General features: G+C 65.4%; 19 protein-coding genes and 1 tRNA gene. 17 read left to right on the top strand and 3 right to left on the bottom strand.

The window, feature by feature from the left end:
• Positions 1–1,288, top strand: a 1,288-nt coding sequence (locus AWC18_RS21785) for a hypothetical protein (RefSeq protein ID WP_208858316.1), incomplete at its 5' end; no start/stop codon positions are given.
• A gap of 71 nt (positions 1,289–1,359) precedes the next feature.
• On the opposite strand, the gene AWC18_RS03995 is transcribed toward AWC18_RS21785, so the two are convergent.
• Positions 1,360–2,130, bottom strand: coding sequence for an emopamil-binding protein (locus AWC18_RS03995; protein WP_085137794.1), 771 nt, complete (start codon positions 2,128–2,130; stop codon positions 1,360–1,362).
• Between the two features lie 285 nt (positions 2,131–2,415).
• Here AWC18_RS03995 and AWC18_RS04000 point away from each other — a divergent pair, with 285 nt between their 5' ends.
• The 11 genes from AWC18_RS04000 to AWC18_RS04040 all read left to right on the top strand — a co-directional run bounded on the left by AWC18_RS04000 (position 2,416) and on the right by AWC18_RS04040 (position 13,688).
• Positions 2,416–3,018: a LemA family protein gene (locus tag AWC18_RS04000; protein WP_085137796.1), complete on the top strand. Its 603-nt coding sequence runs from the start codon at positions 2,416–2,418 to the stop codon at positions 3,016–3,018.
• A gap of 130 nt (positions 3,019–3,148) precedes the next feature.
• Positions 3,149–4,981, top strand: a complete 1,833-nt coding sequence (locus tag AWC18_RS04005; RefSeq protein WP_234806421.1) for a M48 family metallopeptidase — start codon at positions 3,149–3,151, stop codon at positions 4,979–4,981.
• Between the two features lie 558 nt (positions 4,982–5,539).
• Complete coding sequence (locus tag AWC18_RS04010; protein ID WP_085137800.1) at positions 5,540–6,685, top strand: tyrosine-type recombinase/integrase; 1,146 nt, start codon at positions 5,540–5,542, stop codon at positions 6,683–6,685.
• A gap of 168 nt (positions 6,686–6,853) precedes the next feature.
• A complete protein-coding gene (locus AWC18_RS22190; protein WP_109559984.1) occupies positions 6,854–7,057 on the top strand; it encodes a helix-turn-helix domain-containing protein in 204 nt (67 codons plus the stop codon).
• Positions 7,058–7,349: 292 nt separating this feature from the next.
• Positions 7,350–7,505: a DUF6011 domain-containing protein gene (locus AWC18_RS22305; protein WP_420093304.1), complete on the top strand. Its 156-nt coding sequence runs from the start codon at positions 7,350–7,352 to the stop codon at positions 7,503–7,505.
• Positions 7,502–8,836, top strand: a complete 1,335-nt coding sequence (locus AWC18_RS04020) for an AAA family ATPase (protein ID WP_165757972.1) — start codon at positions 7,502–7,504, stop codon at positions 8,834–8,836. Before AWC18_RS22305 ends, AWC18_RS04020 begins: the two co-directional genes overlap by 4 nt.
• A gap of 142 nt (positions 8,837–8,978) precedes the next feature.
• The gene (locus AWC18_RS04025; protein ID WP_085137805.1) at positions 8,979–9,413 is read left to right on the top strand and encodes a hypothetical protein; all 435 of its coding nucleotides are present in this window, start codon (positions 8,979–8,981) and stop codon (positions 9,411–9,413) included.
• Complete coding sequence (locus AWC18_RS21405) at positions 9,406–9,921, top strand: hypothetical protein (RefSeq protein WP_133054976.1); 516 nt, start codon at positions 9,406–9,408, stop codon at positions 9,919–9,921. Before AWC18_RS04025 ends, AWC18_RS21405 begins: the two co-directional genes overlap by 8 nt.
• Before the next feature lie 126 nt (positions 9,922–10,047).
• The gene (locus AWC18_RS04030) at positions 10,048–10,890 is read left to right on the top strand and encodes a phage major capsid protein (protein WP_085137807.1); all 843 of its coding nucleotides are present in this window, start codon (positions 10,048–10,050) and stop codon (positions 10,888–10,890) included.
• A 497-nt stretch (positions 10,891–11,387) separates the two neighbouring features.
• Positions 11,388–13,163 carry a Gp37-like protein gene (locus AWC18_RS04035; protein WP_234806420.1) on the top strand — a complete coding sequence of 592 codons (1,776 nt, stop codon included), beginning with the start codon at positions 11,388–11,390 and terminating at the stop codon, positions 13,161–13,163.
• A gap of 96 nt (positions 13,164–13,259) precedes the next feature.
• On the top strand, positions 13,260–13,688 hold the full coding sequence (locus AWC18_RS04040; RefSeq protein ID WP_085137812.1) for a hypothetical protein: 429 nt from the start codon (positions 13,260–13,262) through the stop codon (positions 13,686–13,688).
• 181 nt (positions 13,689–13,869) lie between these two features.
• On the opposite strand, the gene AWC18_RS04045 is transcribed toward AWC18_RS04040, so the two are convergent.
• Both AWC18_RS04045 and AWC18_RS04050 read right to left on the bottom strand, forming a co-directional pair.
• Positions 13,870–14,307 (bottom strand): hypothetical protein, encoded by a 438-nt coding sequence (locus AWC18_RS04045; protein WP_085137814.1) that lies wholly within the window; start codon positions 14,305–14,307, stop codon positions 13,870–13,872.
• Between the two features lie 110 nt (positions 14,308–14,417).
• Positions 14,418–14,490 (bottom strand) — tRNA-Arg (locus tag AWC18_RS04050).
• Positions 14,491–14,602: 112 nt separating this feature from the next.
• On the opposite strand from AWC18_RS04050, the gene argS reads away from it, so the two are divergent.
• The 5 genes from argS to thrB are packed head-to-tail and all read left to right on the top strand — an operon-like array spanning position 14,603 to position 21,054.
• Positions 14,603–16,249 (top strand): arginine--tRNA ligase, encoded by a 1,647-nt coding sequence (gene argS / locus AWC18_RS04055; protein WP_085137816.1) that lies wholly within the window; start codon positions 14,603–14,605, stop codon positions 16,247–16,249.
• Positions 16,246–17,682 carry a diaminopimelate decarboxylase gene (gene lysA / locus AWC18_RS04060; protein WP_085137818.1) on the top strand — a complete coding sequence of 479 codons (1,437 nt, stop codon included), beginning with the start codon at positions 16,246–16,248 and terminating at the stop codon, positions 17,680–17,682. The genes argS and lysA overlap by 4 nt, the downstream gene beginning before the upstream one ends.
• A 17-nt stretch (positions 17,683–17,699) precedes the next feature.
• Complete coding sequence (locus AWC18_RS04065; protein ID WP_064999497.1) at positions 17,700–19,019, top strand: homoserine dehydrogenase; 1,320 nt, start codon at positions 17,700–17,702, stop codon at positions 19,017–19,019.
• Positions 19,016–20,098 (top strand): threonine synthase, encoded by a 1,083-nt coding sequence (gene thrC, locus AWC18_RS04070; RefSeq protein ID WP_064999478.1) that lies wholly within the window; start codon positions 19,016–19,018, stop codon positions 20,096–20,098. Before AWC18_RS04065 ends, thrC begins: the two co-directional genes overlap by 4 nt.
• Complete coding sequence (gene thrB, locus AWC18_RS04075) at positions 20,098–21,054, top strand: homoserine kinase (protein WP_085137820.1); 957 nt, start codon at positions 20,098–20,100, stop codon at positions 21,052–21,054. Before thrC ends, thrB begins: the two co-directional genes overlap by 1 nt.
• Positions 21,055–21,059: the final 5 nt, after the last annotated feature.

Here is a 21,059-nt window from a genome sequence, read left to right on the forward strand (position 1 = left end):
CGGCGGCAATGGTGGTGCCGGGGGCGCGGGCGGGAGCAGCCAGAGTGGAAGCGCCGCCGCCGGCGCTGATGGCGGTACCGGCGGGGCGGGCGGCTGGCGCGGAGGCTCAGGTGGCGCAGGAGGGGCAGGCGGCAACAGTGGGGGAGTCGCAGACGGTGGTGCCGGAGGAAACGGCGGTGCAGGGCGTGCAGCTACCGACGCCTTTGGGGGCAGCGGCGGTTCCGGTGGCTCAGGCGGCGCCGGGGGCAGCAGCGTCAGCGGCAACGGCGGGGCCGGCGGGACTGGCGCCGACGGCGCGGACGGTGGTCCCGGTGGTGAAGGCGGGAACGGCGGCTCCGGCGGTTCAGGCGGAAACAGTGTCAGCGGCAACGGCGGGGCTGCAGGCGCGGCCGGCAGCGGTGGCGACGGCGGCTACTACGGGGGCGACGGCGGTGCCGGAGGTTCTGGAGGCAGCAGCCAGAGCGGGCAGGTCGCCGATGGCGCCGACGGGGGCGAAGGTGGGGGTGGCAGCCGCGCAGGCGGCAGTGGCGGTGCCGGCGGAAACGGTGGCACCAGTGGTGGGACTGCCGATGGCGGCGCTGGCGGTAACGGCGGTGCTGCGGGCGCCGGGGGAAGCAACGTTAGTGACGGCCACTATGGCAGTGGTGGTTCCGGCGGATCCGGCGGCGACAGCGTCAGCGGCAACGGAGGTTCCGGCGGCGCGGGTGCTGACGGCAGTACCGGTACCACTGACGGTGGCTCCGGTGGTCATGGTGGTGCCGGCGGAAACAGTGTCAGTGGTAACGGCGGTGCCGCCGGAGCAGCCGGCGATGGCGCCGACGGCAGCTTCCGCGGAGGCGCCGGTGGTGCCGGCGGCGCCGGAGGTGGTAGCCAGAGCGGGATTGCCGCCAAGGGTGCCGACGGTGGACAGGGAGGAACCGGGCACGGCTACGGGGGTGGCGGCAACGGTGGCGCGGGCGGCGCCGGCGGCACCAGCACCGGCACTGCCGACGGAGGAGACGGGGGCCGGGGCGGCAACGGAGGCGCTGCCACTCAGGGAGACGAAGCCGGCGGCCTCGGCGGTTCGGGTGGCAGAGGCGGCGACAGTGCCAGCGGCTCGGGCGGCACGGGCGGTGTCGGCGGCGACGGCGGCAACGGCGACCCCGGTGGCTACGGCGGGGCCTCCGGTGCGGGCGGTGCGTCCTTGAATGCCGGGCACCCAGGCGGGGCCGGCGCTCCGGGTGGAGCGCCGTCGGGAGCAATTGGCGGTGTCGGCGGCAGCCCGGGCGGTGTGGGCGGCACTCCGTAGGAGTCTCGTGGCCGGTGCTGGGGCCGTCTCAGGGCGCCGCCTGCACCTAGGCCCGCTTCAACCAGGCGCCGCTAGAGCGCGGAGCGAGCGCCGGCTCGACGGGTCAGGTGGTCGATCTGCAGGTATGTCGCATAAATCACCAGAGGCGGCAACACGATGAACGGCACATTTTCCCCGATGAACTTGAACCAGAAGCCCCAACTTCCCTGCCCGATGTCGGCGAAGCCCGCGCCCAGCTCGCTGAGGAAGTAGACCGCGGTACTGCTCATCAACACTGAGATGCCGACCAAAACCACCCATAGGCAGCGGATCCGGGACTCCAGCGGCAGCGTCGAGCGCAGCAGTTTGGTCCACGCCACGAAGACGGTGATGCCTGTGCTGACCCCGACCACCTCAAGGGCGAACACCCACGGATTGCCGCTGACATAGCGGGTGTCGGCCAAGCCGTATTGCCACCACAGCCACTTCCAGCCCGGATCGTCGGTGGGAGCCCACCAGCCCAGAGGTTGACCGATCAGGAACATCAGCTCGTAGCCGATCTGGCTGGCCGCGGTGAACGGGATGTAGAACAGCGTCAGCTCGGCAGCCCGGTCCAGCCGTCCCCGATGCTCACCGGGCGCATCCCACAGGATGACGAAGGGCAGCAGCATGACCGGGATCCCGAAGATCATGTTGGCGATCACATCCACCCGGAAGTTCGCCGGAATGACGCGCAGGCTGACCGCGATGGTCAACAGCAGGAACATGCCCAGCACGAACAGGGCCGTGCCGGTATAGATGCGCAGGCGGTGCGGTGCCCAGGGCCGGGCGAAATCGGTTTCGTGGTCCTGCACAGCAGTCATCGTCTTCCCTCGCGGCGCAATATCAACTACTTGCTATTGCGAGGAAGCCTATCCCGCGGCGGTGGTGGATGGCACGACTTTGCGGCTGAGTCTCGGCGCGGCAGCGAAGTTCTGCCGAGGACCGCTCGACCCTGCTGGCGCAGACTCACATTCGTGCTGTTCTGGCAATCGCGGCGAGCGAAACTGCGGAAGCCTCCGAACGGACCTGCGCTGGCGTTTCAGCGGTTACGCTTCGCCGCAAACCGCACGAACCGCGGCAAGGCCGACTCTTTGGAGGTATGCCTCATGGGGCTCACCACAGGAATCATCGTCGTCGTAGCCCTATTCCTGCTCCTCACGGTCCTCGTGATCGCGGGCTACAACGGGCTGGTTCGGGCGCGCAACGCGTTCAAGAACGCCTTCGCCCAGATCGACGTTCAGTTGCGGCGTCGTTTCGACCTGATTCCCAACCTGATCGAAACCGCCAAGGCGTACATGGCGCATGAGCGCCAGACCCTGGAGGCCGTCGTCAATGCGCGTGGCGCCGCGATGAACGGCCTGGCCGCTGCTCAGGCCAATCCCGGTGACCCGGCGGCGATGCAGCAGTTGGCGGAGGGACAGCAGGCGCTCAATGGCGCGCTGAGCCGGCTCAACGTGGTGGTCGAGCAGTACCCCGACCTCAAGGCGAACCAGACCATGATGCAACTGTCGGAGGAGCTGACCTCCACGGAGAACAAGGTCGCGTTCGCCCGCCAGGCCTACAACGACGCGGTGATGAACTACAACAACCGGCGTGAGACGTTCCCCGGCAACGTCTATGCCGCCATGTTCAACTTCGCTCCGGCCGCCCTGCTCGAGATCCCGCCGGAGCGCCCGGAGATGCGGGACGCGCCGAAGGTTCAGTTCTGACCGATCGGCGGCTATGAACTTCTTCGAGCACCAGCGGGCCGCCAAGGGAAACACGCTGAAGCTGGTGTTGCTCTTCGGGGCTGCGGTGATGGCGTTGGTCGCGGCGGTCGATGCTGCCGCGGTGACCGCCATGGTCTATCTCACAGCGGATTACGGCGGGATCGACTCGTCAACGATTCTTGCGACCGTCATCGTCGTCACCACGATCACGCTGTTGATCATCGCAGGTGGAATGCTGTTCAAGACTATTTCGCTGCGCCAGGGGGGTACTGCTGTCGCCGCGGCCGTCGGCGCGGTGCCGGTGGACCCGACGACGACCGACCCGCAGTTGCGTAGGTACGTCAACATCGTCGAGGAGATGTCGCTGGCCTCGGGCGTGCCGGCGCCGCGTCTGTTCGTCATGCCCGGTGAACCCGGAATCAACGCCTTCGCAGCGGGTTTCACGCCTGCCGACGCTGCCATCGCGGTGACAGGTGGAGCCCTGGCGCAACTCAACCGTGACGAATTGCAGGGTGTCATCGCTCACGAGTTCAGCCACATCCTCAACGGTGATATGCGGCTGAACATTCGACTCATCGGATTGCTCAGCGGAATTCTGCTGATCGGAATGATCGGCTTGCGCCTGCTGCAGTTCGGCGGCCGCGGGAGTGACAGCAAGCGCGCGCTGCCCCTCGTGGCGTTCGCATTCGCGATAATGGTGCTCGGCTACGTCGGCGTGTTCTTCGCCAATGTGATCAAAGCTGCGGTAGCACGGCAGCGGGAGTGGCTGGCTGACGCGTCGGCGGTGCAGTTCACCCGCCAGACCGACGGCCTCGAAGGCGCACTGAAGAAAATCGGCGGTATCCCGACCGGTTCGCGGCTGCGCAACTCCCGCAACGCGGCCGAGGTCAGCCACATGCTGTTCGGAGAGGGCACGCGGTGGTCGTTCACCTCGTTGTTCGCGACGCATCCGCCACTGACCGACCGGATCAAGGCGCTCAACCCAAGCTTCGACCCCGGCGAGATCGCCGAACTTCAGCAGCGGTACGCCCATCAGGCGCCCGACGGCCTGGCCGAGGACGTCGCCGCGGGTTTCGCCCCTGCTGGTACGGCGCACGGCCGCCAGGCTGCCGCACCAGAGCGACACCCCAACACCGCCTGGCGCACCAGCCCTGAGCAAGTCGTCTCTCGCGCAGGCACTTTCAGTTCGGACGACCTGAAGTACGGCGCGGCTCTGCATGCGCGGATTCCCGACGATGTCCGCATGCTGGCCAGCCAGCCCACTACGGCCCCCGCCGCCGTCATCGCGTTGCTTCTCGAGCCGTCGAGCGGGGGTCTGCACGCCCGCCAGCTTGCCTCGGTGAATGAACTTCTGGGGCCGACGCAGGCGCGGGAAGCCGCCGCGCTCGTCGACCGGATGCGCGCGCTGCCGCCTGAACTTCGGCTTCCGGTCGTCGCGCTGGCTTTGCCGCAGATCGCCACCCACTCCCGTGCCGAACAGGACGCGCTCATCACGGTGCTGAACGCGCTGGCCGTCGCCGACGAGAAGGTGACGATGTTCGAGTACTGCCTAACCCGCCTGGTCTGGAATTACGTGCTCGACACCAACGATCCGGCTCGCCGGAGCAAGGTGGGCAGCGGTTCGCTCACCGGGGTGCGTCCGGTGGTGACGACCCTGCTGGCGACTCTCGCGGTCGCGGGCGGTGCCGACCAAAACGTGGCGGCACAATCGTTGGGCATCGCGCTGCTCCGACTTTACGGCGATACCGCGAGGCCCGAGAACCCGCGCAGGCTGAGCTGGCAGCAGACCCTCGACGAAGGCTGGGCCGCCCTCGATGCTTTGGATCCGAGGGCGAAGCAAGCACTGGTCGAAGCGATGGTGGAGGCGGTGCTGCACGACGGTACCGTGACCGCGTCAGAGGCTGAACTGCTCCGTGCGGCATGCGGTTTGATGCACGTTCCCCTGCCTGCTCTGTTGGGCTGACCGACGTCGGTCGGGTAGCTGTCTGGTAGCTGGTACACGCATCGGTCCACGTCATGAAGGACGGCGCGAAAGCCGCGGCGATCCCATTCGTCTCCCGCAAGTATTCAGCGCGCGCATGAATATGCGTCGCACGTGCATAAAACATCGGGGGGCAACCAAAGCTGGGGAACCGATCGGGGGCTTAGCGGTCACTGGGCGTGAATTCGCCCTGGTCGACAGCGTGGCACCGCCCACTAACAGGGTTTCGTTGGTGGTCATGGCGCGGTTCCCTCGGTTCGGTCAAGAGGCCGGGTGGACCGTGGGGGACTGCTTTTTCATAAGAGCGCGCGAACCGCACGTGACGTATGGGATAGACCGTTTGCGCAGGTCAACCGTGGTGCCCCCGGCAGGATTCGAATTAGCCGTCCCTTCTTGTTGCCCGGACAGCGGGTGTCCAGCACTTTCCACCTTCTACCTGCTGTAATGCCGGACTGTACGCTCTATTCATACGTACTCGCAAGTGCCGTATGTAATCATGCGGATAGCACGTGGATAGCACGGGCCGAAGGAAGGCGGGCGATGGTCGGCAAGGCGGGACATCGCGGCTGGGGCTGGATTCGCCGGCTCCCATCCGGGAAGTTTCAGGCGTCCTACGTCGGCCCTGATCTGGTCCGGCACAGGGCGCCCAAGACATTCTCGGCAAAGATGGACGCCGAGCACTGGTTGTCGAATGAACGCCGCCTCATCGAACGCGATGAGTGGACGCCCCCAGCGCAGCGCGTCGAAGCCCAGAAGCTCAAGGCCGTCAGCGTGGGCGAGTACGCCGACAACTGGGTCGAGCACCGCAACGTCAAGCCTCGTACCCGTTCGATGTACAAGGATCTGCTGCGCCTGCACATCAAGCCGAAGCTCGGGAAGGTTCCCCTGAAGAACCTCACACCCGACGCGGTGCGGGCGTGGTTTTCGTCCCTGGGCACCGAATACACCCGCCGCAACAGCCATGCTTATGGCCTGCTCAACGCGATCTGCAACACCGCCGTGACTGACGGCCTCATTGAGCGCAACCCGTGCCAGCTGCCGCGTGTGATGAATCCAGCACGCAAGCGTGAGCCCATCATCCTGACCGTGACCGAGGTCGCCGCCTTGGCCGATGCCATCCGACCCGAACGGCTCCGTGCGCTTGTGCTGCTGTCGGCCTGGTGCGGTGTCCGCTGGGGCGAGGTATCCGAATTGAGGCGCAAGGACGTCACCGCCGACTGCACAGTGCTCACAGTCGCTCGCGCCGTCACCCGCCGAGACACGGAGTATCGAGTTGACACGCCGAAGTCCGGCAAGGGTAGGGCCGTGGTGATCCCTCCGCACATCCGCGACGACGTGAAGAACCACCTCGCTGCGAATGTCGGTTCGTCGCCCGAGTCCCTGCTGTTCCCGGCGGCATCCGGCGGCCATATGAACGACCGTGTGTTCTCCCGCGAGTACTTCGCGAAGGCGCTCAAAGTTATTGGCAAACAAGGTGTTCGGGTTCATGACCTGCGGCACTTCGCAGGTACTCAGACGGCCCGAGTCGGTAATCTCGTCGAGACCATGGGCCGCCTCGGGCACAGCACAGTGAAGGCGTCGCTGATCTACCAGGGGATCGTGACGGGGCGCGATCACGAAGTCGCGGAGGCGTTGTCAGAGTTGGCGAAGCCGAAGCCGAAGCCCGACACGCCGAAAGATGTCTGATATTTGACGGCACTGCCCGCACTGGTGGTAACGTCTCAAGTGTTCTGAGCAGACCGAAACGGTCACCCAGAGCCGGCATGGACACCCCGAAACGGGGGACTGGAATCATCTTCTAGTCGCAGACGCCAAAGGCCGTTAGCCATTAGCTAACGTCTGGAGAAGCGTCCAATGCCCCCCTCTACCATTCCCGCGCACAAGACGGCAATCGATCTTCCACGCGCTGCTCAATACCTTGGCGTATCAGTGCAGTCGGTGCGGCGCCGTATCGCCGAGGGCAGCCTGCCGGCGTTCCGCGTCGGCCCGAAATCCATCCGCGTCTACATCGATGATCTGGAAGCCCTGAAGCAGCCCATCGGCGGCGGTGCCCGATGACCGCCCCATCAACCGGAGGCCCGCCATGCGAAAGGCCGGCCCCCACCCCTGGAAGCCGGCCCTCACGCCTCACTACTAATGCCGAGTCTACCTGCTGTGTCGCCGCGATGAAGCGCCGCCGCGCTGCGTCCCGTCGCCTAAGCATTCTGGACTCTGGGCGCGCCGACCCGTGGCAATACGACGAGGTGCCCCTCACGGAGCATCAGCGTGAAGCGTGGCAGCGAACAGTCGCCCACCTCACTGCCGCCGGCTTTCGAGCCATCCTCCCTGCCGCTGTCTTGGAGGGGCTCCGATGAGTCTTCGAGTTGAAACCATCCACGCTGGTCAAGCGGTTGTGGATTCCCGCAAATGCCGATGCCTCGACTGTCGCCGCCCCCTGCGGGCGCCCAGAAGTGTTGCAGCGCAGCGAGGCCCCGTGTGCCGCTCACGCGTGGTGGTGAACGGATGACGGTGAATGTTAACGGCGTCGATGCAGATGGATCGGATTCGCTGCTGGCCGCAGTGATGACTGCAGCAGAGCTGCATCACGAGGAGTTCGCGGACTTGGTGCAGTTCGTGCATGGTCTCATCACCGAGGGATTTGGAATCGTTGCTGGCCCGCCCAAGCTCGGAAAAAGTTGGTGGACGCTCTGCGTCGCTTTGGCAATCGCCGCCGGAGGCAAGGCGTTCGGGAAGGTTTCGGTCGATCAGCGTGACGTTCTTCTGTTGGCCTTGGAAGACTCACCGCGCCGACTCCAGGGCCGTATCCGGGCGGTCTGGGGCGACGGAATCCCGCCGCATCGACTGCATATCTTGACCGAGATCGGTCCGCGGCTCTTGATTCCGACGATCACGGCGTGGTTGACGAAGCACCCCCAGGGGCTCGTCATCCTCGACACCCTGGGGCGCGCCCGCCAGCAGCGGAACCGGCACGATGACGCATATCTCGCCGACTATCAGGCGGGCGTAACGCTCAAGAATGTTGTCGACGCGTTCCCAGGCAGTGCGCTTTTGGGTGTGCACCACACCCGTAAAGCCTCCTCCGAGGATTTCGTTGATGATCTGTCGGGCACGCTCGGGCTAGCGGGGTCGGCTGACTACGTGCTCGTACTCCGGCGCCAGCGCAACAGCACTGAGGCCACCTTGCAGGTCACGGGTCGGGACGCGCCCGAAGGTGAGTACGCGTTCACCGTCAATGCAGGAGTGTGGACGCTGGCTGGTGATGAGTTGTCCGATGCTGCTGAAGAGGCGCAGAAGCGACGCGATAGCAAGCGTTACGGCGAGCGTGCAATGGATGTCGCCGCTGTGGTCAACAGGCGTGCGCCCGCCAGCCACACCACTGCGGCTGATGTGGCAGCGGCTCTCGGCCTCGACAACGACCAGGCGCGGGTCTACCTCAACCGGCTGGCCAGGGCTGACCGCATCCGCAAGGTGGGTGTTGGTGTCTATACCAGTGTTACGACCGTTACGAGTGTTACGCACCCGGTGACGAGCGCAAATGACGGTGGTGAATTGGGCTCCGGCGTAACACGTCCCAACGCCATGGCAACTGTTACGCCACCGGAACCTATGCGGGCCAGCCAAAACGGGAAGTCCGTAACGCTCGTAACAGGCGAAACAGACAATGCGCCGCCCGGTGGACCGACCGACTCAACGCCTGGCATGTCCGAGCGGGTTCTGACAGCACTGGCTAACGCCAGCGAACGCCGATGCGGCTGCGGTTGCCTGCTGGTCAACGAGGAATCTGTCAAAACTGGCCAGTGCCTGGAGTGCTATCACGCGGGCAGGGTCTGGGAATGACTGCCGTGGCGATATTGGATCACCGAAGCTCACCCGCAGCGGCCACCGCCTGGCGTCTAGGCCGGCTCTCGACCCGAGATTGATCGAAAACCCCAAAACGAAACGCACACCCACTGACTGACTATTGAAAGGAAGAAACAACATGAGCGAGCCATTTCGAACCGCGGCGGCGCGGGATCTTGACATCTGGATCGCCGCGACCTGCAGTGGCGGCGATCCCTCGCTAAGCCTGGTGACCAGGCACCCCTGGGGCGACATGTTGGGCGCGATGCTCGCGAAGATCATCGCGCTCACTGCGCCAGCACCCAAAGCCGACCTGATGCCGAACACCGGCGACTACCGGCGCGCAACAGCCTTGGCCTGTGCGATTGCCTCAGAAGACGAACTTGGCATCGACACACTGATTTTGGAGGCCGCGGAGGCAGGACGAATCCGGCACACCCTGCTCGCCTCTGCATGTTCAGTGGCCCAAGGCATGCGAGCCGACACGCAGCCAGGAATGGACCTGTTGCGACGCAGCGTCGCTCAACTCGCCGCCATCGAAGATCAGGAACAGGAGAAGAAGCAGGATGACTGAGAACGACACCACATCGGAAGCCGTTGACACGGATACAGCGTCAGAGTCCTTTTCAGGATCAACCCTGGAAAGTCCTACAGAACACGAAGTTGGGGGAGAGACTTCGGGTTCTGTAGAACCCGAAGTCTCAAACCCCAATAAAGAGGCGGCGGCGTACCGGCGTCGGCTGCGCGATACGGAGGCTGAACGCGACCAGCTCGCATCACGCCTAGCCGACGCGCAGCGCGCGATCGTCACAAGCACTGTCGCTCAACGTCTCCAAGACCCGGCGGATTTCTGGTCGACTACGGAGCTGGCTGATGTCCTGGGTGACGACGGTGGTGTCGATGCCGAGAAGGTTTCGGCGGCAATCAAAGCGGTACTGGACTCCAGACCGCACTGGGCCAAGCGCGCGCCGGCTACAGAGTCCACGTCCAGTGTGACCGCGAATGGACTTATTGAGGGCGGGCGGACACAACCCAGTTTTGCCGACGCTTTCAAGCCGCCCGAATACCGCAACACCCGCTAGAATATGTTCTGCGCGCCCAGGTGGCGCGCCGGACTCTTGCCCAGGCGGCAGCCGAATTGAACTTAACGCGTTCGCGGCTGCCGCCTGTCATTTCGGCAGCCTGCGCTGACTGAAATGAGAACTTAGATGACCATTTTGACCACTGGGACCGCCGACTATCCGTGGCGGCCAGATTCAACCTTCTTCGCACCGACCGACGCCGTTCCGTCCGCGCTGCTGTTGCAGACCACTACGGTCGCCGGATCGATTGAGGGCGACACCCCTTCCGTGCGCGTCGCATTCGTGAAAGATGCCGAGTCTGCGGATTACGTCGCTGAAGGCACGCCCATCGAGTCCGACGAGCCGGACCTGGACGAAGTTGTCCTCAACGCCAAGCGAATCACGCGCTTGGTGACCCTCTCGACGCAGCAGTACAGGCAGACCGAGACCGCCACTCAGGTCTCCCAGTCCGTCGCACGGGATCTCGTGCAGAAGGCCGACAACGCCTTCCTAGGCGACTCATTGAGCGATCCGTCGACCGGTCTGCTGAATGTCGATGGCGTGATCGATGGCGGCGAAGTCGTTGACAACCTTGACGTGCTAGTCGATCTGATCGCCGAACTTGAGAACAACGGCGCCCAGCCGTCGGCCATCATCGTTGACCCTCTGACGTGGGCGAGTCTGAGAAAGTTGAAGAAGGGTGGCGACGAGATCAACGCCTCGCTGCTGGGTGCTGGCGTCACTGACGCACGGCCCCTGCTGCTGAGCCTTCCTGTGTTGCGCTCCCGTTGGCTGCCGGCCGGTACTGGCCTGGTTGCCGACCGCAGCCAGATCGTCTCCGCTGTCGGCCCCGTCGAAGTCGCGGTATCCGAACACGCTGCATTCGCCAGCCACGCGGTTCAGATGCGGGCCACCTGGTCGGTGGGCTGGACCGTCGTCCGGCCTGACCGCCTCGGCAAGTTCACCGTCGAAGGTGACCTGGGCAGTTAGGAACCTGCGCGCGCGGGGGAGTTTCTTCGGCCCCTTCCTTTCGCTCCCCGCGTGAGCGCAACCGGCTGGGACCGCATCGTAAGCGGGCGGTGCGGTCCCAGCCCCCAATCCCAGCAAACGACACCAGCTAACTAGGGACGCTATGCACTATCTGGTCGAACGTCCGGACGATCAGCCATTCGAACACTTGCTGAGAGTCAAGCAGCCGGCCCGAACAGGCCAAACCGATCGCGACCACATCGCACACCTAAGCAACGCTCTGACCAGCATAAATACACCCGCAAAGCCCCCCGCAGCACCCCCTCCCCGGGGCCGCAAGATCCAACGGGGCGGCGCTCGAAATGTTTTTTGTACGTTTCCCCGGGTTTTCTGGGGATTTTCGAACATCCGGTTTGTACCGGGAGCTTTAGTCGAACGATTGTTCGGATGTTGGTTCAGTCCAGCAAACTCCAGCAAATACCCAGCAAATACAGCAAAGGCGGCAAATCATGCTACGGATGGAGATTCCCGGCGAAACCGGGGTGCCTGATCCCGTCAAGAATCCGATCACGGCTTATCGCTGGATGGATGCGAAGCGCCGGGTTAAGGATGCAGAGTCCCACGCCCAGCCGTTGATCCGTCTCTGGGATAAAGACATGAATTTTATCGGCAGGATTGCTGGTGAGAAGTCTCTCGATGTCGAGATGAAGTTGCATGACACCGGGACGGGCAGCATCGTCCTCCCGGCGTCGAATTGGATCAACAAGTTCTTACGCACTGATGTCCGCGCGAACGACGATCTGAACATCACCATCGACCCGTATCCGAACAAGCGGAACTGGCGCTACCGGTGGGGTGGAAAGGTTACTGCTGTCCGCAACGTGCGCACCGAGGCGGGCCTGCATGAGCTGCATTTCGATGTCGCGGAGAACCGGGAGCACTGGAAGCACATCTATTTCGCCGCCACACCGTGGTTCGCCCCGGAGTTTCAGCCCCTGAAGGCGTGGGTGCTGCCGGGTAATACGCGCACGATTGTGGCGACGACGGGGTTTGTGAACTTGGCGCGGATCTTCTACCCGCCACTGGGCATCATCGACAACTTCGTCAACCCCGGCGCTTGGATTAAACCGCTTACCGATGGCCGCTTGTGGTCGCCGTTGAACTGGCCGATCCAAATGCAGTTCGTCAACCCGTTGACGGACATCAGCCGGTTCTCGGTGTTGGCTTCTCGCTGGTCATCGGCCCACGACACCACCGAAGGCTTGTTGAAGGACGCCGGCTGTCATGTGCGGGCCTATACGTGGTTGACGGAGGATGAGGACTCCCCGCACCCTGAACTTGCTGCGCTCATTGGTGATGAGGCTGCCCGCCCGTCCCGCAACTGTGTTGTGCTTGCGGTGGAGGACAAGTCGGGGGTTGTCGGGTTGACCGGCACTGCCGTTGACGGGGCGGTGAACCTTGTCGCCGCCACAGCAGACGACTTGATCAGTGAGCTGTTGTATGAGTTTCGGGATGCCGATGCGATCGACCCGCGCACCGGCAAGAACGTGCCGCCCTACGTCCGGGACTCGCTCGGGATCGCGCCGAAGTTGCCAGACATTGTGTTCCGGGACTCGCTGGACTTCTCGCCGATCAAGTCGTCTGAGAGGGCGATTTTCAAGAGCAAAGCCAAGAGCATTTTGGCCGGCGGCAAGTCGCCTGGCTGGGTTAACCAGTTGCAGACCTTCGGAATCAAGTTCGGGCTCAGCTTCATCCAGCTCACGCACGTGTACGGCGGTGGTCCTGGCGGTGGCGGCATGGCTGGTCCCGCACCGCAGGGGTCGGGTCTGGAAGAGATTTATCAGGGTCAATTAGACAATATGTTGTTGGCCTTTATGCGGCATACGGACCCGTTGCGCGACGTAGCCGCTGGCGACATGGGTTACCTTGAGTACTTCACCCAGGAGGGTGGCGGCACGGCATACACGATCTCGTCGGCTTTGACTCTGCGGCAAGGGCATTGGAAGACCAGGCCGTATCAGTCTTTCAAGGTCGTTATTTGGAATCGGCGCCCGTACCAATTGTATTATGACTTTGATTTGGGCGACCGGGCCTTGTTTGAAATTGACGGCTTGTTGTATTCGGATCAGTTCACTGCGATAAGAATGCACTATGACGAATCCACGCCTAAGACATTCGACGTGACGATCGGGACTGGTTCCGAGCAGGAAGACCCAATGGGACAGGCCGTGCGGAGCTTGCAGACCATCTGGTCAGCAGTCGGCACCCTGTTTGGCTCAAACGACCTTTTCTGAGTGCACCATTTTCCCCGGTCGGAACATATGGCATACATCAGTGAGATCACTTTGGCGCGGTGATCTCGTCCGTATAGCCCGGTATTATCCGAGGGCATGTCGGATGAACCTATCTCTCAATTTGTCGAGCGCGTTTTCGGCCAGAGCTTCTCCGGGCGCCCGCCCGTGCCATTCATGCAGCTCCTGCGCGCGTACGCCGACGAGGCTGAAGTATTTGCGGGGGCTCCGCTGGAGGATGAAGGCTACGAGGCACTGTGGATAGCTGGGGAGGCGGTTGGCTGGTTGTCAGTGGAAGGCAACGATGATGATGCGCCAATCACTGGTGCCGTTTCTGCCATCGCCAGCCTGGGGCCGATCAAACTCGGGGCGGAAGTTACCGACTCAGGGCTCCGGGCACGCGCGACGCCGTCCATCACGTTGGCTTTCAGCGACGGCACCAAGGTTCAAGTCGGTTCTGATCACCACAACAGCGTGAACTTCATCTCCGGGCTGTTGGAGCGGCTGCGGGGCGTCTCGTCGCGCTAGCCCGAACCGTGGCCCCCAGCGCTCGCTGGGGGCCACGGTTTGATGTTCCTGTGGGTTAGGTGACGAGGTGCAGGCACCGGGACGATATAGACGCGGGCGCGCCGAAATGCACGTCAACCACCGCGATCACGGCCCCCGCAGAGCAGGGGGCCAGTCGCGCACCGGATGCTTGCGGATTCGGCTAGCTCCCCTCGAGGGCGTGGTTGAGCAACCGCTCAGCCTCTCGGAGGTGGCCTACCGCGTCGCTCAGGCTGATCCGCACCGGAGCGGTGACCTCGTCGGGGATCGCCCCGCCCGCGTCACCAGCATCCTCAAGGGCGCGGCACACATGCTCCGCAGCCGCATTTAGCGAGAATCGGAACACAGCGGGACTGGGCACCACCGGGATGACAGTGACACCCAGAAACCTCTCGGCTTCGACCCAAGGGTCAGCGATTTTGCCTCCGGCGCCCAAGGTGGTCACCACGAGGCGCTGCAGTTCGTGGATGGCGTTTACGACCTCGGTGGGCGACTCCGGGAACCAAGGGCCGGCCAGCAGCGTCTGGGCGATCTGGTCGGTCGGGCAGATGATGGGTAGGTGCTCGGCAGCTTTGTCGAAGATCTGAACGGTGGTGGACATGGTGACTCCCTTCGTCGGTCGGATGACCGGGCGGTTGGGACGGCCGTTCGAGATAGCACGGGGATAGCATGCGCCGTGTCTGATTGCCTGTTTATGCAGGTCAAAGAGGGTGCCCCCGGCAGGATTCGAACCTGCGGCCTTCTGCTCCGGAGGCAGACGCTCTATCCCCTGAGCTACGGGGGCGCTCGCGTGATGCGGCGCCATGTGGGCTTTGACAGACTAGCGCATCAATAGCCGGACCCGAGAACCGGACGGATTCGGGGCCTGACCACGTCAGACCATAGGATGGGGCCTCGTGACCCCTGCCGATCTGGCCGAATTGCTCAAGAACACCGCTTCCGCGGTGCTGGCCGAGCACGACCTGGACACCGCCGCGCTGCCCGCGACGGTGACGGTCGAGCGACCGCGCAACCCCGAACACGGTGATTACGCCACCAACCTGGCCCTGCAGCTGGGCAAGAAGGTGGGTGTCAACCCGCGTGAGCTGGCCGGCTGGCTGGCCGAGGCACTGGCGCAGGCCGAGGGGATCGCCGCGGCCGAGATCGCCGGACCGGGCTTTGTGAACCTGCGCATCGAGGCTTCCGCGCAGGGTGCAGTGGTGGCCAACATCGTCACCGCGGGCGCCGACTACGGCCACTCCCGCCAGTTCGAGGGCCTCAACGTCAATCTGGAGTTCGTCTCGGCCAACCCCACCGGCCCCATCCACATCGGTGGCACTCGTTGGGCCGCGGTCGGCGACGCCCTGGGTCGGCTCCTGAGCACCCAGGGTGCCGCAGTCACCCGCGAGTACTACTTCAACGACCATGGCGCCCAGATCGACCGCTTCGCCAACTCGCTGATCGCCGCCGCCAAGGGCGAACCCGCCCCCGAAGACGGCTACGCCGGTGCCTACATCACCGATATCGCCGCGGCGGTGCAGGCCAAGGCCCCCGATGCGCTGAACAGTCCCGACGCGCAGGAGACGTTCCGTGCGATCGGCGTCGACCTGATGTTCACCCACATCAAGAAGTCGCTGCATGAATTCGGCACCGACTTCGACGTCTTCACCCACGAAGACTCGATGCACACCTCGGGCCGCGTTGAGCAGGCCATCGAGCGGCTGCGCGCCAACGACAACATCTACGAAAAAGACGGCGCCACCTGGCTGCGCACCAGCGCCTACGGCGACGACAAGGACCGGGTCGTCATCAAGAGCGACGGCAAGCCCGCCTACATCGCCGGCGACTTGGCCTACTACCTGGACAAGCGCGAGCGCGGCTTCAACCTGTGCATCTACATGCTCGGCGCCGACCACCACGGCTACATCGCCCGGCTCAAGGCCGCCGCGGCCGCCTTCGGCGACGACCCGGCAGCAGTGGAGGTGCTGATCGGCCAGATGGTCAATCTGGTCCGCGACGGCCAGCCGGTCAAGATGAGCAAGCGCGCCGGCACCGTCATCACCCTCGATGACTTGGTCGAGGCCATCGGCGTGGACGCTGCCCGCTACAGCCTGATCCGATCCTCGGTGGACACCCCCATCGACATCGACTTGGCGCTGTGGTCTTCGGCGAGCAACGAAAACCCGGTCTACTACGTGCAATACGCGCACGCCCGGCTCTGCGCGCTGGCCCGCAACGCCGCCGAACTCGGTCTTGCCCCCGACACCTCCAACCTCGGGCTGCTGAGCCACGACAAGGAAGGCGCGCTGATCCGCAACCTCGGAGAGTTCCCCCGGGTGCTGGAAACCGCTGCCGCACTGCGGGAACCGCACCGGGTCTGCCGCTACCTGGAAGACCTCGCCGGGGACTACCACCGGTTCTACGACAGCTGCCGGGTGCTGCCCCAAGGCGATGAGGAGCCGGGAGACCTGCACGCGGCGCGGCTGGCGCTGTGCCAGGCCACCCGCCAGGTGATCGCCAACGGGCTGGGCATCCTCGGCGTGAGCGCGCCGGAGCGGATGTGAACGTGCACCCGGCGGGCCCCCGCCACGCCGAAGAGATCCATTCCGACGGACTGCCGCCGCGGCCGCAGACCCCGCAGCAGCTGTTGCAGTTGGCACCGAATGTCTGGCCGCGCAACACCGTTCGCGGCGACGACGGCGTGACGCGGATCGCCGGAGTGAAGGTCACCGACCTGGCCGCCGAATTCGGCACCCCGCTGTTCGTCATCGACGAGGACGACTTCCGGGGCCGCTGCCGCGAGATCGCCGCCGCGTTCGGCGGCGGCGACAACGTGCACTACGCCGCCAAGGCATTCCTGTGCAGTGAGATCGCGCGCTGGATCAACCAGGAGGGTCTGTGCCTGGACGTCGCCACCGGAGGAGAGCTGGCCGTCGCTCTGCGCGCCGGATTTCCCGCGCAGCGAATCACCTTCCACGGCAACAATAAGTCGGTCGCCGAGCTGCAGACGGCGGTCAGTGCCGGCGTCGGTCACATCGTGATCGACTCGCTGATCGAGATCGACCGCCTCGACGCCGTCGCGGCCGAGGCCGGTGTGGTGCAGGACGTGCTGGTGCGCGTCACCGTCGGTGTGGAGGCCCACACCCACGAATTCATCTCGACCGCCCACGAAGACCAGAAGTTCGGATTGTCGCTGGCCAGCGGTGCGGCGATGGATGCCATCCGGCGGGTGTTCGCCGCCGAGCACCTGCGCCTGATCGGTCTGCACAGCCACATCGGCTCGCAGATCTTCGACGTGGCCGGCTTCGAGGTGGCCGCCCACCGGGTCATAGGGCTGCTGCGTGACGTGGTCGCCGAATTCGGCGTCGACAAGACCGCGCAGCTTTCCGTTATCGATCTGGGTGGGGGACTGGGAATTTCGTACCTGCCGCAGGACGACCCGCCGCCGATGTCCGAGCTGGCCGCCAAGCTGGCTGCGATCGTGCGCGACGAGTCCGCAGCGGTGGGCCTGCCCGCCCCGCAGCTGGTGGTCGAACCCGGTCGGGCCATCGCCGGTCCGGGCACCATCACGCTCTATGAGGTCGGCACCATCAAGGATGTGGCCGTCAGCGCCACCGGGCATCGTCGCTACGTCAGCGTGGACGGCGGCATGAGCGACAACATTCGGCCCGCGCTGTACGACGCGCACTACGACGTGCGGCTGGTCTCGCGAGGCCTACCGGGCCTCGGAGAAGCAGGCGCCCTGCCAGAGCAGGCGCGCATCGTCGGCAAGCACTGCGAAACCGGCGACATCATCGTCCGCGACACCTGGGTGCCCGAAGGCATGGTGCCCGGCGACCTGATCGCCGTAGCCGCCACCGGCGCCTACTGTTATTCGATGTCGAGCCGGTACAACCTGCTCACCCGCCCGGCGGTGGTGGCGGTACGTGACGGGAAAGCCCGCCTTATGCTGCGCCGGGAGACCGTCGAAGACCTGATCAGCCTGGAGGTGGGGTAAAAGTGTCCGGTTCACAGGTGTCCGGGGCCCCCGTGGGGGTGGCCGTCCTCGGCTTGGGCAACGTCGGCAGCGAGGTCGTTCGCATTCTCGAGTCCAGTGCCGATGATCTGGCCGCCCGGATCGGCGCGCCGCTGGTGCTGCGCGGGGTCGGGGTGCGCCGGGTGGCGGCCGACCGGGGCGTGCCGGTGGAGCTGCTCACCGACGACATCGACAGCCTGGTGTCGCGCAGCGATGTCGACATCGTCGTGGAATTGATGGGTCCGGTGGAGCCGGCCCGCAAGGCGATCCTGTCGGCGATCGCGCACGGCAAATCGGTGGTCACGGCCAACAAGGCGCTGCTGTCGCGGTCCACCGGGGAGCTGGCCGAGGCCGCCGAGAACGCGCGGGTGGACCTGTACTTCGAGGCCAGCGTCGCCGGCGCCATCCCGGTGATCCGGCCGCTGACCCAGTCGCTGGCCGGCGACACCGTGTTGCGGGTGGCCGGCATCGTCAACGGCACCACCAACTACATCCTGTCCGAAATGGACTCCACCGGCGCCGACTACACGGCCGCGCTGGCCGATGCGAGTGCGCTGGGCTACGCCGAGGCCGACCCGACCGCCGACGTGGAGGGCTACGACGCCGCCGCCAAGGCCGCGATCCTGGCATCGATCGCCTTCCACACCCGGGTGACCGCCGACGACGTCTACCGCGAGGGCATCACCGCCATCAGCCCGGCTGACTTCACCACGGCGAGGGCGCTGGGCTGCACCATCAAACTGCTGGCGATCTGTGAGCGCATCACCACCAGCGATGGGCAGCAGCGGGTTTCGGCCCGGGTGTACCCGGCGCTGGTGCCGCTGACTCACCCGCTGGCCACGGTCAACGGGGCATTCAACGCGGTGGTGGTCGAAGCCGAGGCGGCCGGCCGGCTGATGTTCTACGGCCAGGGTGCCGGTGGCGCGCCCACCGCATCGGCGGTCACCGGTGATCTGGTGATGGCCGCCCGCAATCGGGTGCAGGGCGGGCGCGGACCTCGCGAGTCCAAGTACGCCCAGCTGGCCGTCGCTCCGATCGGGGACGTGCAGACGCGCTACTACGTGAGCATGGACGTCGCCGACAAGCCGGGTGTGTTGTCCACGGTGGCAGCCGAGTTCGCCGCCCACGGCGTCAGCATCGCCGAGGTGCGCCAGGAGGGTGTGGCTGACGACGAGGGCCAACTGATCGGAGCTCGGATCGTGGTGGTCACCCACCGAGCTGCCGACGCAGCATTGTCGAAAACCGTTGCAGCGCTGTCTGATCTGGACGCAGTCCAGCGGATCGCCAGCGTGCTACGACTGGAAGGAACAGACCAGTGAGCTCCACCCGGACACCGATCCACCGCCCTTGGCCCGGCTTGATCGGTGCTTACCGTGACCGGCTTCCCATCGGCGACGACTGGACCGCCGTCACCCTGCACGAGGGCGGCACCCCGCTGATCCACGCCAAGCGGATCTCCGAGCAGACCGGCTGTACGGTGCATCTGAAGGTCGAGGGTCTCAACCCCACCGGTTCGTTCAAGGACCGCGGGATGACGATGGCGGTCACCGACGCGGTCGCCCGCGGTCAGAAGGCGGTGCTGTGCGCCTCGACCGGCAACACCTCGGCATCGGCGGCGGCCTACGCCGCGCGCGCCGGGATCACCTGTGCGGTGCTGATTCCGCAGGGCAAGATCGCGATGGGCAAGCTCGCGCAGGCAGTCATGCACGGCGCCAAGATTATTCAGATCGACGGCAACTTCGACGACTGCCTGGAACTGGCCCGCAAGATGGCCACCGACTTCCCGACCATCTCGTTGGTGAACTCGGTGAACCCGGTGCGCATCGAAGGACAGAAGACCGCCGCCTTCGAGATCGTCGACGCACTGGGCACCGCGCCCGACATCCACTCGCTGCCGGTCGGCAACGCCGGAAACATCACCGCGTACTGGAAGGGCTACCGCGAGTACTTCGCCGACGGCCTGACCGACAAGCTGCCGAAGATGCTGGGCACCCAGGCTGCCGGGGCGGCGCCGCTGGTGCTGGGCGAACCGGTCAAGAACCCGGAGACCATCGCCACCGCGATCCGCATCGGCTCGCCGGCGTCGTGGACCCAGGCCGTCGAGGCGCAGGTGGATTCGGGCGGGCGGTTCCTGGCCGCCACCGACGACGAGATCCTGGCCGCCTACCACCTGGTGGCACAGTCCGAGGGCGTGTTCGTCGAGCCGGCCTCGGCGGCCAGCATCGCCGGGTTGCTCAAGTCGGTGGAGGACGGCTGGGTGCCGCGCGGTTCGACCGTCGTGTGCACCGTGACCGGCAATGGGCTCAAGGACCCCGACACCGCGCTCAAGGACATGCCCGAGGTGACCGCGGTTCCCGTCGACGCGGCCGTCGTGGTCGCCGAATTGGGGCTGGCCTAGTGGTTCAGTTGTTGCCGAGCGGGTTGACGGCCAGCGTCGCGGTTGCGGCGTCGAGCGCCAACCTGGGGCCCGGCTTCGACAGCTTGGGTCTGGCGCTGGGCCTCTACGACGAGGTGATCGTCGAGACGGTCGAGTCCGGACTGGTGGTCCAGGTCGAGGGGGAGGGCGCCGGTCAGGTTCCGCTCACTTCGGATCACCTTGTGGTGCAGGGCATTCTGCGCGGCTTGCGTGAGGCCGGCGTCGAGGCTCCCGGCATGGTGGTGCGCTGCCGTAACGCGATTCCGCATCAGCGTGGCCTGGGCTCGTCAGCGGCCGCGGTGGTTGGGGGACTGGCTGTGGTGAACGGTCTTGTCGCGCAACTTGATCGGCCCGGTTTCTCCGAGTCGCAACTGATCCAGCTGGCCTCAGAATTCGAGGGTCACCCCGACAATGCCGCTGCCGCTGTGCTGGGCGGCGCCGTGGTCTCGTGGACCGAGAGCAGCGGCGAAGGTGGGGCAGAGCAGGTGGCCTATGCGGCCGCGTCGCTGCGGCTGCACCCCGACATCCATCTGTTCTCGGCGATCCCGCAACTGCGCTCCTCGACCGCCGAAACCCGGGCTCTGTTGCCCGAGCAGGTCAGCCACCGCGACGCCCGGTTCAATGTCAGCCGGGCCGCGCTGCTGGTGGTGGCGCTGACCGAGCGGCCCGATCTGCTGCTGGCGGCCACCGAGGATGTGCTGCACCAGCCGCAGCGTGGTGCCGCCCAGCCGGAGTCGGCAGCGTTCCTGCAGCTGCTGCGCCGGCACGGTATCGCGGCGGTGCTTTCCGGCGCCGGACCGGCGGTGCTGGCACTGACGACAGCGACCCAACTGCCCGCCGCGGTGCTCGACTCCCCAGAGGCGCGCGTGTTCGACATCACCAAGATGCCCGTGGGCGACGCGGTCCGGTGGAACACCGGCGCGGCGGTACCGGGTTGAGACGC

The organism is Mycolicibacter nonchromogenicus (assembly GCF_002101775.1).
In the GTDB taxonomy this organism is placed as follows: domain Bacteria; phylum Actinomycetota; class Actinomycetes; order Mycobacteriales; family Mycobacteriaceae; genus Mycobacterium; species Mycobacterium nonchromogenicum.